Below are 15,475 nucleotides of genomic sequence, written 5' to 3'. Positions count from 1 at the left end.
TAATATTTTCTTCAAAATTAAAAAGGGTTTTGGAGAGAATATGGAGAAATATATATCAACGGTTAATTAAAGGAGGAGTTCATATGCTAGACTTTAACATCCGAGGGGAAAATATTGAGGTAACTCCAGCAATTCGTGAGTACGTTGAGAAAAAGGTCCAGAAGTTGGAACGGTACTTCACTGAAGGCGCTAATGCTACAGCCCACGTAAATCTGAAAGTTTACAATGACAAACAGACTAAAGTGGAAATTACAATCCCAATGAAAAACTTGACACTCCGCGCGGAAGAGCGCCACGACGATATGTATGCGGCGGTTGACCTAATCGTTGATAAACTTGAAAGACAGATTCGAAAATATAAAACAAGAGTAAATCGTAAATTCCGTGAACGAGAAGGCGTCGCAGCCTTTTTGCAATCAGTTGAGAGAGAGAAGAACAACAATGACGAGGCTTTGACTGAGGATCAAGAATTCCAAGTAGTCCGCACAAAGCAATTCGATCTGAAGCCAATGGATCAGGAAGAAGCCATATTACAAATGAACATGTTAGGCCATAATTTCTTTATCTTTACAGATGCGGAATCTGATGGCACAAACATTGTGTATAAGCGGAAAGACGGTAAATACGGTTTAATTGAAACAAACTAATAAAGATGACAGGCCCTCGAGTGATTCGAGGGCTTTTTTGCGGGTTTTGGGGGAGTTTATGCGTGTGCTGCAGGTGTTATGAGGCATTGTAGGAGTATATGCGTGTGTTGCTGGCGTTTATGCTGCTTTGTAGGAGTTTATGCGTGTGCTGCAGGTGTTTATGCGGCATTGTAGGAGTATATGCGTGTGTTACTGGTGTTTATGCGGCATTGTAGGAGTATATGTGTGTGTTGCAGGCGTTATGAGGCATTGTAGGAATTTATGCGTGTGCTGCAGGTGTTTATGCGGCATTGTAGGAGTATATGCGCGTGCTGCTGGCGTTTATGCTGCTTTGTAGGAGTATATGCGTGTGCTGGCGGTGTTTATGCTGCTTTGAAGAGTTTAATGCGCGCCGGGCTGGGAGTTATGCGTTTGAGGTTAGTGCTTATGCTGTCTTGAGAGAAATTATATGGTCATTGCATGCGCAATGCGTAAGGGATGGTATTTATGTGTATGAGTTTGTCGGTTATGAGTATTTAATGTGGTTGATGCGTATCAGACAGCAGTTGTTTATGCGAATAAGGCGTTGCAACGTTTTAGAGCGGAGAACGTCTATAAATTGTTGACTATCGCTATGTTTTATTTGAAGGAAAATTGATTTCTGAGAGGTTTTAGGATAAAAGGGTTATAAATCATTCAGACGATTTGCACGGTGCTTTTTACAGTGTTAAAATGAAGGGTGAACTAAATGAGGATGTGACGTATATGCTTGGCGTATTGAATAAAATGTTTGATCCGAATAAAAGAGATTTGAAACGTCTTGAAAAGATTGCAGATTCGGTTGAAGCGCTTGCAGAAGAAATGGAGCGTTTAACTGATGAGCAATTGAAGGAGAAGACCGCTGAGTTCCAAGAGCGGGTTGCAGGAGGCACTTCACTTGATGATATTCAAGCAGAGGCTTTTGCAGTAGTGCGTGAAGCTTCACGCCGTGTATTGGGGATGTATCCATTCCGTGTTCAAATTATGGGTGCAGCCGCTTTGCATGAAGGGAATATCGCGGAAATGAAAACCGGGGAAGGTAAGACGTTGACGTCTACTCTTTCGGTTTATTTGAATGCGCTTGAAGGAAAAGGCGTCCATGTCGTCACGGTGAACGAATATTTGGCGAGCCGTGACGCGAATGAGATGGGCGAGCTTTTTGAGTTTTTAGGATTAACGGTTGGATTGAATTTAAATAGTTTATCAAAAGAAGAGAAGCGTGAAGCTTATCAGGCCGATGTGACGTATACGACGAACAATGAGCTGGGGTTCGACTATTTGCGTGACAATATGGTTTTGTATGAAGAACATAAAGTGCAACGACCACTGCATTATGCAGTAATTGACGAGGTTGACTCCATTTTGATCGATGAAGCGCGTACGCCATTGATCATTTCGGGGCAAGCAGCGAAATCGGCGGAGCTATATGGATTAGCGAACCGATTTGTTGCGACGTTGAAAAAAGAAGAAGATTACTCATATGATGAGTCGACAAAAGGCGTTGTTTTGACGGAATCTGGAATTGAGAAAGCTGAAAAAGCTTTCGGCATTGAGAACTTGTTCGATTTGAAGCACGTAACATTGAACCATGCAATCAACCAGTCATTGAAAGCACATGCAAGTATGCATATCGATGTTGATTATGTCGTTCAAGAGGGCGAAGTAGTGATCGTCGATTCATTCACCGGACGTCTCATGAAAGGTCGTCGTTATAGCGATGGGCTTCACCAAGCGATAGAGGCGAAAGAAGGTTTGGAAGTTCAAAATGAGACGATGACGCTTGCAACGATTACGTTCCAAAACTTTTTCCGTATGTACGATAAGCTTGCCGGCATGACTGGTACAGCGAAGACGGAAGAGGAAGAGTTCCGTAATATTTATAATATGAATGTAATTGCAGTGCCGACAAATCGTCCGATTGCACGTGATGACCGTCCTGATTTGATTTACGCAACGATGGATGGAAAGTATAAAGCGGTTGCCGAAGATATTAGGGATCGCCATAAAAAAGGCCAACCAGTTCTTGTCGGAACAGTCGCAATTGAAACGTCCGAAATCATTTCAAACTTCTTGAAAAAGTATGGAATTCCGCATAATGTATTGAATGCGAAAAACCATGGTAGAGAAGCCGAAATCATTTTACAAGCAGGTCAAAAGGGTGCAGTGACAATTGCGACGAACATGGCGGGCCGTGGTACGGATATTAAATTAGGTGATGGTGTTAAAGAACTTGGCGGCCTTGCGGTTATTGGCACAGAGCGCCATGAATCGCGCCGGATCGATAATCAGCTTCGCGGTCGTTCTGGGCGTCAAGGAGATCCAGGTGTAACACAGTTTTATTTGTCTCTTGAAGATGAATTGATGCGCCGATTCGGTTCAGAGCAGATGAAAAATATGATGACGAAATTAGGTATGGATGATTCCACGCCGATTCAATCGAAAATGGTAACACGCTCCGTTGAGTCAGCTCAGAAACGGGTTGAAGGGAACAACTTTGATTCTCGGAAACGGTTGCTGCAATACGACGATGTCCTTCGCCAACAGCGTGAAATTATTTATAAAGAGCGAAATGAAGTGTTGGCATCTGAAAATGTCCGTCCAATTTTGGAAGGGATGTTGGAAAATGTCATTGAACGGGCAGTTGCAATGCATGCGCCTGATGGTGAAAAAGACTGGAGCCTGAAAGGTCTTGAAGATTACTTAGGTGCGAATTTGCTGCCGGAAGGTACATTGACCGCAAAAGAAATGGAAGGCAAATCATCTGAGGAATTGATCGAATTGATCCGCCAAGCTGTTATGGAACGCTATGATGAGAAAGAAGCGGAAATGTCCGATGAGCGCATGCGTGAATTCGAGAAAGTCGTTCTTTTACGAGCAATTGATACGAAATGGACTGATCATATCGATGCGATGGATCAATTGCGCCACGGTATCCATTTACGTGCTTATGGTCAAACAGATCCGCTTCGTGAGTATCAGTCTGAAGGCTTCGCTATGTTTGAAGATATGGTAATGGCGATTGAGAATGATGCTGCGAAATATGTAATGAAGGCAGAAATCCGCAACAACTTGGAGCGAGAAGAGGTTGCGAAGGGGCAAGCTGTCAATCCGAAAGAAGATGGTGAGAAAGTGGCGAAGAAGCCGATTCGTCGTAAGGTCAATATTGGCCGAAATGATCCATGTCCTTGCGGAAGCGGCAAAAAATATAAAAATTGTCATGGTAAAGGTTAATATTATTTGTGTCTCCATTAAATAATGATTGGACGCAAATGGTGCCATATCATAAAATAAGTTAATGCATCTATTCCATCAGCCTGCGGAGCGATCTGCGGCTGATGGGTGTTTTATGTGACGTGGTTGCATTACTACTTTTCGCTTAGTAGGCTTCATCTCAAGTCAGCTTAAAATGTTTTTAACAGGAAAATTTTATTAAGGCAAATCGAACTCTACGTTGTTCTGACTTCATAACTTGTAATTATGCATGTGTGTCAGTCGGAGGAACCAATGCAACTAAAATGGTGTAAAGGTGCCTTAATTTCTGCAAATGACGCAGAAATTAAGGCAAATCGAATTCTACGTTGTTCGATTCTCAATTTGATTTTATTTCAGGAGGAAATTATTATGATGGAATTATCCGATGTTCGCAATGAACTCGACAAAACAGCTAAGAAATTAGCGGACTTCAGGGGGTCTCTTTGACTTAGAAAACAAAGAGGCAAGGATGCAGGAATTAGACGAGGTGATGTTGGAACCGGGATTTTGGGATGACCAAGATCGTGCGCAAAAAGTCATTTCGGAATCAAATGCTTTGAAAGCGTCGGTTGGTGCATTCAATGATTTGAATGAGACGCAGGAAAACTTGGAAATGACACTTGAGTTGCTTCGTGAAGAGGCTGATGAAGAGCTACAAGAGGAATTGGTATCCGAGTTGAAAGAATTCAAGAAAAAAATGGATGATTTCGATTTACAAATGTTGTTGAGCGATGAGTTTGACAGCAGTAATGCCGTTCTTGAAATTCATTCTGGAGCGGGAGGTACAGAGTCGCAGGATTGGGCTTCTATGTTGCTTCGTATGTATACAAGATGGGCTGAAGACCAAGGATATAAGGTTGAAACTCTTGATTATCAAGCGGGGGATGAAGCGGGCGTAAAGTCTGTCACACTTTCAATTAAAGGCCATAATGCGTATGGTTATTTGAAAGCTGAAAAAGGCGTTCATCGTTTAGTCCGAATTTCACCGTTTGACTCTTCAGGTCGCCGCCATACATCATTCTCTTCTGTGGAAGTAATGCCTGAGTTTGATGGGGATATTGATATTGAAATCCGTACTGAGGATTTGAAAATCGATACGTACCGTTCAAGTGGCGCGGGTGGACAGCACGTCAATACGACCGACTCAGCCGTTCGGATTACACATATTCCAACCGGTGCAATTGTGACCTGTCAAACGGAGCGTTCACAAATTAAAAACCGTGAACGGGCAATGAATTTATTGAAAGCAAAATTGTACCAAATCAAGGTTGAAGAAGAAGAAGCGCGTTTAGCTGAAATTCGTGGTGAACAGAAAGAAATCGGCTGGGGCAGCCAAATTCGTTCATACGTATTCCACCCGTATTCGATGGTTAAAGATCATAGGACAAACGAGGAAACGGGAAATGTTGGCGCTGTAATGGACGGAGAAATCGACATGTTCATTAATGCGTATCTACGCTCTAAAATATCTTGATTCGTTTAATGAAAACTATACATTAAAAAGTGCACTTCGGTGCGCTTTTTCTTTTTGGTAAAGGGTTTTAAATTTTCGTTTATGTGTATAGTAAAAGGTAAAGGCAATGCAGGAAAGATCAGTGCAAAGAAAAATAATCCACTTTGTCATCAATTTGATAAAATTGGATGCTTCTATGCAAGTGTTGTTTCCTCATGCTTTGATATAATTAAGGATGAAGTATTCATCATTTTTACGACAGGAGGAAGGAAAATGAAGAACAAGCTAGTAGCGGTAATGTTTGGTGCGGTGCTTGTACTTGGTGCATGTGGCGGTGGAAACAAAACCGACAACAACAATGCTGGCGGGGATACTGCAAGCGGCGTTGATGCGGATAAAGTATTCCAAGCAAACTGTGCGACTTGCCACGGAGGCAATCTTGAAGGACGCGGTAGTGCTCCTGCGCTTGCAAATGTCGGTTCGGAACTATCTGAGTCTGAAATCCATGATATTATCGAAAACGGTACGCCAAACGGCATGCCAGGTGGATTGATTTCCGGAGATGAATTGGACGCTGTTGCAAAATGGCTTGCTGAGAAAAAATAATTTCAGTAATGAAAACACAATGGGCTTCGGCCTGTTGTGTTTTTTTATTGGGAAAAGGCGACAGGATAGTATGCTTCAGCGAGTTGTTTTATGCGTGTGGAAGAGTCTTTTGTAGGATATGCGTTTCTGAATCGAATGATGAGTGGCAGGTAGTCAATTTGCGTGTTTACTGTGCTTTATGGGTAAGAGGATGTTGTTTCAGCGTTAATTTAGAAATTTATGTGCTGTTTATTTCTGCTAAGAGGTGAAGTTTTGTCACTTCATGGAATTCTTTGCATTTTTGGAGGGTATTATGAAAATATTACAGAGGTTTAGGTTGTTTTGTAGGGATTTTTGGAGGTTTTTAGTTATTGGAATGAAGAAGACGGGACATTTGAAATATAACTGTAATACCTATTAGTCGTCAGCATGTTATAATATGATTGTCGGCTTTTGGAGAAACAATAATTATTCAGGTGGTTTTTACATGATTGTGATGAAAGATGTGTATAAAAAATACCCGAATGGTGTTGTTGCCGCGAATGGCATCAATGTCGAAATCGGTCGGGGAGAGTTTGTGTATGTTGTCGGGCCGAGCGGGGCAGGGAAATCGACGTTCATCAAGATGATGTATCGCGAAGAGTCACCGACTAGCGGTGATATTGTGATCAACGGAATTAATCTTGCAACGTTAAGGAATAAGCGTGTTCCATATTTGCGCAGGCAGATTGGTGTTGTGTTCCAAGACTTTAAACTGCTTCCTAAATTGAATGTTTACGAGAATGTGGCATTCGCATTGGAAGTGATTGAGGAGACGCCGAGCCAAATCCGCAAAAAGGTGAATGATGTATTGGGCCTTGTCGGATTGACACAGAAGGCGAGAATGTTTCCGAATGAATTGTCTGGAGGAGAACAGCAGCGTGTGTCCATCGCGCGTTCAATTGTGAACGTGCCTAAAGTTGTGATCGCAGATGAACCTACAGGGAACTTAGACCCGGATACTTCTTGGGAAATCATGAAAATATTTGAGCAAATTAATGCGCGTGGCACGACGATTGTCATGGCTACGCATAATAAAGAAATTGTAAATTCGAATCGTCACCGGGTTATCGTCGTTGAAGGCGGCATGATTACGCGGGATGAATATGAAGGGGTTTACGGCTATGAAGGTTAGGACGATGGGGCGGCATTTTCGGGAAAGCTTCAAGAGCCTCGGTAGAAATAGCTGGATGACGTTTGCCTCAGTTAGTGCTGTTACAGTGACGTTGCTATTAGTCGGTGTATTTATCGTCATTATGATGAACTTGAATCAGTTGGCGGACAACATCGAGAATGATGTGGAAATTAAAGTTATTGCTGAACCAGCTGCAGACGCTGAAGCAGTCAAGGTGCTTGAGAAGCAGGTAAGGGAAACGAAGGGTGTTTTGGAAGTCGTTTATTCCTCGAGGGATGAGGAATTGGACAAGATGATCGAGTCGTTTGGGGAAGAGCTGAATCTTTATAAGCAAAGCAATCCATTAGGGGACGCACTTTACGTAAAAGCTGAAGATCCGCATGAGACCGAGGCAATCGCCAAAAAAATTGATACATATGACAACACATATCAAGTCGTCTATGGCGAAGAAAAGGTCGAAAAACTGTTCAATGTGTTAAGTATGAGCCGAAATATCGGACTGGTCCTTATTTTGGCACTGTTGTTCACAGCTATGTTCTTAATATCAAATACGATTCGTCTGACGATTGTAGCACGCGGACGTGAAATTGAAATTATGAAATTAGTTGGCGCAACAAATAGTTTTGTAAGAATACCTTTCGTGTTGGAAGGAATATGGCTTGGCATTTTAGGAGCTATTTTGCCGATGATCATCATTTCAGTATCGTATTACGAATTGTATGAGCAATGGGAACCAAAGTTGCAAAATGAGCTGTTTCAACTGTTGAGTGCAACGCCTTTTATACTCCAAGTGAATGCGTTGCTGCTATTCATGGGTGTATTTATTGGAGTTTGGGGAAGTTTCATGTCAGTGCGCAAGTTTCTTAGAGCCTAACAGAAAACGTTTGAAGTCCTTCACTTATAATGTGTTGGTATGAATCAGTAAGAAAGCTTTTGTGAGATTTGGCATTGGGATAATAAGTCATACAGGACGAAAAGAGAAAAAGCTGAAGGGGGAACTATGAAGTTGAACAAGCGCAGATGGTTTTTGGCGAGCTTTGCTGTATTATTTTTAGTTATGTCACTTGCTGGCGAAACTAATGTATTGGCGAGTACACTTAATGATTTAAAGAATGAACAGAAGGCAGCGAAGGAAAAGAAAAATAATATTCAATCAAACATTCAAAAGAAGGATTCGGCAATTAAAGTCAATCAATCAAAAATTGAAACGATTATGGATCAAATTTTGAAATTGAATGCAGAGATCGAAGAAACGAACGCAAATATGAATCGTGTTATTAATAAAATCAACAAAACCAATGAAGAAATCGATGCATTGAAAGCTTCGATTGAAGATTTGGAACAAAAAATTGCTGAACGGGATGTCGTTCTTCGTGACCGCGTTCGGGCGATGCAAGTGAAAGGCGGACAAGTCAGTTATATAGACGTTCTATTAGGGGCTAATAGTTTTGCAGATTTCATAGACCGTTTTTCAGCTGTATCGACATTGATGGATGCAGACCGTGATATTATGCGCAAACAGCAAGAAGATATTGAGCAATTGGAAGAAGAGAAGGCGCTTGTCGAGAAAAAGCTGAAGCAACTTGAAGAGGACAAAGCAAAACTTGAAAGACTGAAAGCGAATCTTCAAGAAAAGAAAAAGGCAAAGGGCAAGTTGATCGATGAGTTAGAGGCTGAACAAGAGAAGCTTGCAAATGAAAAGAAAGTTTTAGAAGAAGAATTCCATGAGACGGTTGAAATCGAAGCCGAATTGGAGAAAAAGATCATTGCTGAGCAAAAACGCGCTGCGGAAGTTGCTCGTCGAGAAGCGGAGCGTAAACGTAAGGAAAGGGAAGCGGCTGCGGCAGCAAATCCTAATACACTTCCACCAGTATCGAGCGGGTTTTGGACGAGACCTGCGAATGGTCGATTCACCTCTTCATTTGGATGGCGGACACATCCAATCTATCATACGAAGAAACAACATCGGGGTGTAGATATTGCGAATTCCATCGGTACCCCTGTAATTGCGGCAGCTGATGGCGTTGTTTCGTATGCAGGGCGTATGGGAGGACTTGGAAATGTTATTATGATCACCCATTCGGTTGACGGTACAATTATGACGACTGCTTACGCTCATTTATCGAAAATCAATGTAAGTTCAGGACAAGTCGTAGATAAAGGACAGCATATTGGAGCAATTGGAACGACTGGTGCATCTACTGGCCCGCATCTCCATTTTGAAGTGCATATAGGAAACTGGACAGCTTCTGGTCCAAGCGCAGTCAATCCGTTGAGATATGTATCGTTTTAATATGTTTTTAGGTTTATAACATAATAAGTTGCTTAGAAGGTTGTTTTATCTGCTTTCTAAGCAGCTTTTTTATTGCAACAGAAAAGCAGTTTCCTCGCAATTTAGGAGTCGTTCCTATACCATAGCAAGTATATGGGGAAAGGATATATATAATGGACGTTACAACTTTTTATACAATTGGTAGCTTTACATTTCCTTCTTCCTGGGCAGCAATCATTGTCGCTTTCATTGTGGCATATATTGCTATCCGGATATGGTATGGAAAGCAGCATGCTGTCCGTTTAGCTGATGCTTTTTTTTATGTAATCATAGTATGGAAGCTGTCAGTTGTTCTTTTAGACTTTAAAATGATTTTGCGTGCTCCTTTAGGGATCGTATATTTTAATGGCGGTATTGCAGGATTTGTACTATCTCTTTTATTTGTCATGGTGAAGACGTGGATTGATTGGCATAAGGGCAAGTTGGCTCATGGAGGAATCGAGGCAATGCTAGTTGGCTCGTTCATTGCGCAATCCGTATTTCAAGTAATAGTCGTTTTGTTAAATAAAGGAAGCTTGAGTTTGTTCCTATTGACAATTATGCTGTTCACAGCAAGTTTAATTTATATAATAAAAGGTTTGAGAAAAACGAGTCGGATACCATTAATTTGGTTGTTCGTAGCTGTCCATTTGTTCCTGTCTGCATTTATGCCGCAAGGATTACATAATTTTTCATTGCATGTTACTGTCATGATTGCTGTTTTCTTTTCATTTCTTATTTGGAATGAAGAACGAAAACTTAAGATAAAGGGGGAATCATTTTGAAAAAAACGATTGGCTACGTGATCGCTGGACTTATTATCGGTACGATGATCGTTTTAATGGTGAAATCGAATTTGGAAAAACCAGAACCGATTGATACGGCGCTTACATCAGTAGACGGAGCGGTTTCATTAGGTGATAATGAAGCTGAAGTGGATGCCGGTTTAGGGCAAGGTGATGTGCCGCCGGATTTTGAGTTGACGACGATTGATGGTGAAGTTGTGAAACTATCCGACCTTCAAGGAAAAAAAGTCATTTTAAATTTCTGGGCAACTTGGTGTCCGCCGTGCAAGGCAGAAATGCCACATATGCAAAATTACTATCAAAATAACAAAGATGAGGAAAACGTTGAAATCATTGCTGTTAATATGACAGGCAGCGAGTCAAGAGGCGTAAAGGCCGTTCAAGAATTTGCCGAGTCATACGGATTAACGTTCCCGATTCCTTTGGATGATAAAGGGAAGATTGAAGAACTGTACCAGGTGTACTATTTGCCAACGACTTATATGCTTGAAACCGACGGCCGGATTGCTAATAAGATAGTCGGTCCAATGGATGAAAGAACGATCGAGCAACTTGTAGAAAACTTAGATTAAGAAAAGCCGGATTTCTGTAGTCGTAACAAACTGACTTCATTCATATAGTGGATGGAGGAGGGGTGTTCACATTGCGCAGAAGCCGGTTTTTCTTATTTTTGAGTTTAGCGGCATTGGCAACAGTAGTGTTCATTATTTTGGATGGCTGTTCAGCTAACGGGGAGAGAAAAGTTGGTCAAACTGAGAAAGCTTCGTTTCCTGTCATCAATGAAGCGTACGGTATAATTCAGGAAAATGCGGTATACCCGGTTGAAGGGGACATGCTGATTGAAGGGGCGTTGCGCGGCATGGCTGACGTAATTGGCGATCCGTATTCGACGTATTTATCCGAAGAGGAAGCGGCGTCTCATCGTGAATCGTTGGCAGGGGAGAAAGTCGGAATTGGAGCGGAAATTACCCGTTCTGGCAATAAGTACATTATTGTAGCGCCTGTTAAAGGATCGCCAGCGGAAAAAGCTGGTTTGCAGCCATATGATGAAATTGTACGGATTAACGGAGAAGCATTAGGTGGTTTATCGCTACAAGATGTTGTGAAGAAGATTCGCGGAAAAGAAGGAACAGCAGTTTCGATGACAATTTATCGGCCAGATTTAGGAAAGCATCTTGAATTAAAAGTTTTGCGTGAAGTGATGCCTGTAAAAACAGTGCAAGCGGAATTGATGGAAGAGAGGGGCCAAAAGTTCGGTTACATAGCGTTATCGATGTTCGGTGATGAAAGTGCTAAGGAGTGGAAAAAAGCGACGGATGAGTTGATTGTCGGTGGGGCTGAGGCGCTTTTAGTCGATTTGCGGGGCAATCCGGGAGGCTATTTGCGAGCTGTCGGTGAAATTGCGGGCAGTTTATTGGAAGATGATACAGTTTTCGCGTATATGCAAGATCCTCGTGGAATGTTGACACCACTTGTTACGGGCCCTTCTGAAGAGTTTCAATATGATCCGAAATTAAAGAAAATGCCAATAGTCATTTTGCAAGATAAAGGAAGCGCTTCAGCGAGCGAAGTGCTGTCCGGAGCGATGAAGGATTTGCGTAGAGGGTTTATTATCGGCAATATGAGTTTTGGGAAAGGAACTGTGCAAGATACGATGGAGCTATCCAATGGTGGGGAGATGAAGCTGTCGACCCATAAATGGTTGACGCCGAAAGAGAAGTGGATCCATGGCAAAGGTGTCGAAGCCGATTTGGAAACCGAACAGAATAAATTGTTTACGGAGCATATTCGCTTTTCAACGGAAGTATATTCTGTAGGCGACTATCACGATGATATTGCGTATGCTCAAAGGTTGTTGTCCGGTTTAGGATATACGATAGATCGTGAAGATGGTTATTTTGATGAATCAACAGCTCTTGCTGTACATGATTTCAGAGTGGAATCGCAGGTGGAAGAAGATAGTATTATGGATCGGAAGTTTTTTGGTGCATTACGAGAGAAAGTGGAGGCATATCGGAATGATCGTAAAAATGATAAACAGTTACAAGTTGCAGTCGGCTATATGCATCATTTGTTAAGTGGTGATTGAAGTGTGAATAGTGGAATGAAACCTTTTGTAGGCTAACAACTTACAAAAGGTTTTTTGTATATGATGAGGAGGGAAATTATGCGGTGGTGAAACTGAACTATGCGTTTTTGTTGATCGTTTTGCGTTTTTGAAATGATTTATGAGTTGAACAGTGGAGTAATGCGTTAATGGAATGGAATATGCGTTTTTGTTGATCGTTTTGCGTTTCTGAAACGAATTATGAGTTGAACAGTGGAGTAATGCGTTAATGGAATGGAATATGCGTCTTTGTTGATCGTTTTGCGTTTTTGAAATGAATTATGAGTAGAAGAGTGTAGTAATGCGTTAATGGAATGGAATATGCGTTTTTGTTGATCGTTTTGCGTTTTTGAAATGAATTATAAGTAGAAGAGGGGGTTTATACGCTTTCAAATTGGTGTATACGTTTTTGTTTACCGTTATACGTTTATGAGACGATATATGCGTTTTTTCACTATGTTCTATGTGGATCGGATTATTTTTGTGCAGTTGTTCCATTTATGGGTGTTGATTTGATACAATATAGGATAATAGTTTTCGGGGATTGGATGGTGTTGGAGGATGAATGAAAGTGTCTTATTGGAGCTATTGAAGGCGGTTGCACTGTTTTTTCTGAATCCATTATGGTTAGTGGCAATTTTCGCTGCGATCGGTTTAGGATATTTTCGGGTGAAGCGTGAGCGGCGCAGCTTCTTAGTCCGTTTGCTACCGGGTTTGACGGAGTTGAAACGACTGTTATCAGAGTCTTATATCCATGCAATTGTATTGTCCGTGTTCATTTCCGGTATTGGATTGACGGTTGATATTGGTTGGATTGTTGTGTTTTCAGCAATTGCGCTATTATTGATGTGTACTTTTTATTATCAGATCACCTCTCCGATCTATGCTGTAGCGATTGCGTTTTTTGGATTATATGGCATGCAATATTTTGGGCAGAATTTTGCGTTCCGTGGTTGGTCGTTAAACGACATGGATTTCTTCGGAGAATTGGCAGTGACAATTCCGATTATCGGAGGTTTGTTATTAGTTGCGGAAGGGCTGTTAATTCAAAAACGGGCTGATAAATATTCTTCGCCTTATTTGGTTAATACGAAGAGGGGCTTGCGAGCAGCGGCTTTTAAGTTGAAGCGGCTTTGGCTATTGCCAGTCGTATTTTTAGTACCGGGTGACTTGATTTCCGGCTACGCACCGTATTGGCCACAGTTCACTTTAGGGGCGACTGCTTTCAGTTTTGTTCCGGTTCCAGTCATTATCGGATTTTCGCAAGTCGCTAGAGGGAGTTTTCCGGATGTTTTATTTCCTAAAATGGGACGAGTTATTTGGATTGTCGGTTTAGCTGTCGCGGCGGTAGGAATTGGGGCAATATGGATGCCGATATTAGGCTGGGCAGCTTTACTGATTGGTGTTGTTTGCAGGATTGTTATTACCGTCGTCATTGCGGTACGTGAACGGAAAGGGCATTATGTTGTGTCGCCGCAATCTTCCGGTGTCATCATCGCTGGCATTTTACCTGAGTCTCCTGGAGAAAAGTTGGGGCTTATGTTAGGCGAGTGTATTCGTGCGGTGAATGGCATACAAGTATCTAATGAAAAAGAATTGTACGACGCGATTCAAGTAAACGCGGCCCATTGCCGCTTGCAGGTAATTGGACGGGATGGAGAGGTAAGGCTTATGCAGCAAGTGCTTTATCGCCATGATCATCACCGGTTAGGTTTATTAGTAGTACGATAATCCGGGAAGGGTGTAGGAAATGGATCTTGCAACGTTGGAAACGAAGCTTTTGCTCGCCTTGTTTTTACCCGGTTTATTAGTCATATTTTTCACTCGGGTGACGTTTCACCATATTGTCGGCCTCACATTGACAATTGCGCTCATTGCGGCATCTGTATATGCAGGCTATACACATAATTGGATTCTGTATGTGGCAGATGCAGCATCGCTTACAGTAGGTTTTTGGTATGCGACGCACATGGTGAAAAAGGCAAGAAAGCATGGAAAGCAAGAAGAAGGTTGAAAATGAAATAAAGTGAAGCTGAAAAGACACGTCACCCTTAAAGGAGGGGACGTGTATTTTTATAGAAAAAATAAACTATAAACGGATAGGACTCCAATTGTTCCTAATACGACCGACATGACACCACCGCCGAAAATAGCGATAAGGAATGCAGTGGCGGTTCCGATGATGCCGAAAAGTAGATTACCTTCTTGAACGAAAATAATTGCAGGGAATATTAATGCACCTAAAACGGCATAAGGAATATTGCGTAAGACACCGCTAACAATTGGGGGCAATTCTTTGCCATCCAAAAATGTCAATGGAATCATTCGTGGAATGTATGTTACGAGCATCATGCCTAATAACATGAACCAATATGTAGCTCCCATTAGTTTGCTTCCTCCTTTTCTTTGAAGGCAAAACTATGTTTCTTTTGATGTTTCGAGTAAATCATTTCTATGAATATAGCTGAGAATAGTGTAGAGATTAATATGGCCCATCCTGTCGAAAGTGACGTCATATAAAGAAGGGAATGGACGAATGCGGCAGTGCCTGCCAGCATAACAACTTTTCGGTTTCCTTTCATGGAAGGCACTAGCAGACCGACAAACATGGCATATAAGGCGATTGACATCGCAGCTTGCAAAAACTGCGGCAAGTTTGCGCCTACGATATGGCCTACGATCGTGAAGAAAACCCAGCTAAAGTAACCGATTAGTAAGGTACCAAATGCGAATGATGTTGAGATTTTGTTTTCTTTCCTTGTCGCTAACATTGAAAATGACTCGTCTGTTACGAAAAATGCATAGATTGCTTTCACCCATTTTGGAGCGCTTTGCATCTTTTCGTTCAGCGATGCCGTCATAAGAAAGTGACGGATGTTGACGATGAATGTATTCATGACGATTAAAAGCGGATCGACTCCAAAAGAGATTAGGTTAAGAGCAATGTATTGGGAAGCCCCTGCAAAGACGAGCAGACTCATTGCAGTCGTTTCAATGAGGGAGAGACCAGTCGTTTTAGCCAATAATCCGAATGTAAGTGCTACAGGAAAATAGCCGATGGCAATGCTCATGCCCGCTTTCATTCCTGAAAGAAATTGATTTTTCATCATTATGTCACATCT

Annotated in this window: 15 protein-coding genes; 13 read left to right on the top strand and 2 right to left on the bottom strand. The window is 41.8% G+C overall.

Annotated features, from left to right (window positions below; translation table 11 throughout):
* Positions 1 to 83 precede the first annotated feature (83 nt).
* The 13 genes from hpf to ACFQ38_RS16575 all read left to right on the top strand — a co-directional run bounded on the left by hpf (position 84) and on the right by ACFQ38_RS16575 (position 14,367).
* A complete protein-coding gene (gene hpf, locus ACFQ38_RS16635; protein WP_336822055.1) occupies positions 84 to 647 on the top strand; it encodes a ribosome hibernation-promoting factor, HPF/YfiA family in 564 nt (187 codons plus the stop codon).
* A gap of 744 nt (positions 648 to 1,391) precedes the next feature.
* Positions 1,392 to 3,896 (top strand): preprotein translocase subunit SecA, encoded by a 2,505-nt coding sequence (secA, locus tag ACFQ38_RS16630; protein WP_381482350.1) that lies wholly within the window; start codon positions 1,392 to 1,394, stop codon positions 3,894 to 3,896.
* A gap of 273 nt (positions 3,897 to 4,169) precedes the next feature.
* Positions 4,170 to 4,364 (top strand): hypothetical protein, encoded by a 195-nt coding sequence (locus ACFQ38_RS16625; protein WP_381482377.1) that lies wholly within the window; start codon positions 4,170 to 4,172, stop codon positions 4,362 to 4,364.
* A protein-coding gene (gene prfB, locus ACFQ38_RS16620; protein ID WP_381482375.1) for a peptide chain release factor 2 occupies positions 4,290 to 5,391 on the top strand; the annotation gives its coding sequence in 2 pieces (ribosomal slippage) (positions 4,290 to 4,361 and positions 4,363 to 5,391; 1,101 coding nt in all). The genes ACFQ38_RS16625 and prfB overlap by 75 nt, the downstream gene beginning before the upstream one ends.
* 252 nt (positions 5,392 to 5,643) lie before the next feature.
* Positions 5,644 to 5,976, top strand: coding sequence for a cytochrome c551 (gene cccB / locus ACFQ38_RS16615; RefSeq protein WP_336822057.1), 333 nt, complete (start codon positions 5,644 to 5,646; stop codon positions 5,974 to 5,976).
* Positions 5,977 to 6,442: 466 nt separating this feature from the next.
* Complete coding sequence (gene ftsE / locus ACFQ38_RS16610; RefSeq protein ID WP_336822058.1) at positions 6,443 to 7,129, top strand: cell division ATP-binding protein FtsE; 687 nt, start codon at positions 6,443 to 6,445, stop codon at positions 7,127 to 7,129.
* The gene (gene ftsX, locus ACFQ38_RS16605; RefSeq protein ID WP_336822059.1) at positions 7,119 to 8,003 is read left to right on the top strand and encodes a permease-like cell division protein FtsX; all 885 of its coding nucleotides are present in this window, start codon (positions 7,119 to 7,121) and stop codon (positions 8,001 to 8,003) included. The genes ftsE and ftsX overlap by 11 nt, the downstream gene beginning before the upstream one ends.
* Positions 8,004 to 8,129: 126 nt before the next feature.
* Positions 8,130 to 9,422 (top strand): murein hydrolase activator EnvC family protein, encoded by a 1,293-nt coding sequence (locus ACFQ38_RS16600; RefSeq protein ID WP_381482349.1) that lies wholly within the window; start codon positions 8,130 to 8,132, stop codon positions 9,420 to 9,422.
* A 152-nt stretch (positions 9,423 to 9,574) separates the two neighbouring features.
* Positions 9,575 to 10,225 carry a hypothetical protein gene (locus ACFQ38_RS16595; RefSeq protein WP_336822061.1) on the top strand — a complete coding sequence of 217 codons (651 nt, stop codon included), beginning with the start codon at positions 9,575 to 9,577 and terminating at the stop codon, positions 10,223 to 10,225.
* Positions 10,222 to 10,818, top strand: coding sequence for a redoxin domain-containing protein (locus ACFQ38_RS16590; RefSeq protein ID WP_381482346.1), 597 nt, complete (start codon positions 10,222 to 10,224; stop codon positions 10,816 to 10,818). Before ACFQ38_RS16595 ends, ACFQ38_RS16590 begins: the two co-directional genes overlap by 4 nt.
* 71 nt (positions 10,819 to 10,889) lie before the next feature.
* Entirely contained in the window at positions 10,890 to 12,335 is a 1,446-nt protein-coding gene (locus ACFQ38_RS16585; RefSeq protein WP_381482344.1) for a S41 family peptidase, read from the top strand.
* A gap of 579 nt (positions 12,336 to 12,914) precedes the next feature.
* Positions 12,915 to 14,084: a PDZ domain-containing protein gene (locus tag ACFQ38_RS16580; protein WP_336822064.1), complete on the top strand. Its 1,170-nt coding sequence runs from the start codon at positions 12,915 to 12,917 to the stop codon at positions 14,082 to 14,084.
* Between the two features lie 19 nt (positions 14,085 to 14,103).
* A complete protein-coding gene (locus ACFQ38_RS16575; RefSeq protein WP_381482342.1) occupies positions 14,104 to 14,367 on the top strand; it encodes a CsbA family protein in 264 nt (87 codons plus the stop codon).
* A 59-nt stretch (positions 14,368 to 14,426) separates the two neighbouring features.
* Here ACFQ38_RS16575 and ACFQ38_RS16570 read toward each other — a convergent pair whose 3' ends face one another.
* The gene (locus tag ACFQ38_RS16570) at positions 14,427 to 14,738 is read right to left on the bottom strand and encodes an AzlD domain-containing protein (RefSeq protein ID WP_381482340.1); all 312 of its coding nucleotides are present in this window, start codon (positions 14,736 to 14,738) and stop codon (positions 14,427 to 14,429) included.
* Complete coding sequence (locus tag ACFQ38_RS16565; RefSeq protein WP_336822067.1) at positions 14,738 to 15,463, bottom strand: AzlC family ABC transporter permease; 726 nt, start codon at positions 15,461 to 15,463, stop codon at positions 14,738 to 14,740. Before ACFQ38_RS16565 ends, ACFQ38_RS16570 begins: the two co-directional genes overlap by 1 nt.
* Between the last annotated feature and the right edge of the window lie 12 nt (positions 15,464 to 15,475).

The sequence above is a fragment of the Sporosarcina contaminans genome, from assembly GCF_042679045.1.
In the GTDB taxonomy this organism is placed as follows: Bacteria; Bacillota; Bacilli; order Bacillales_A; family Planococcaceae; genus Sporosarcina; species Sporosarcina contaminans.
This window is presented reverse-complemented; position numbering and strand designations above follow the sequence as displayed.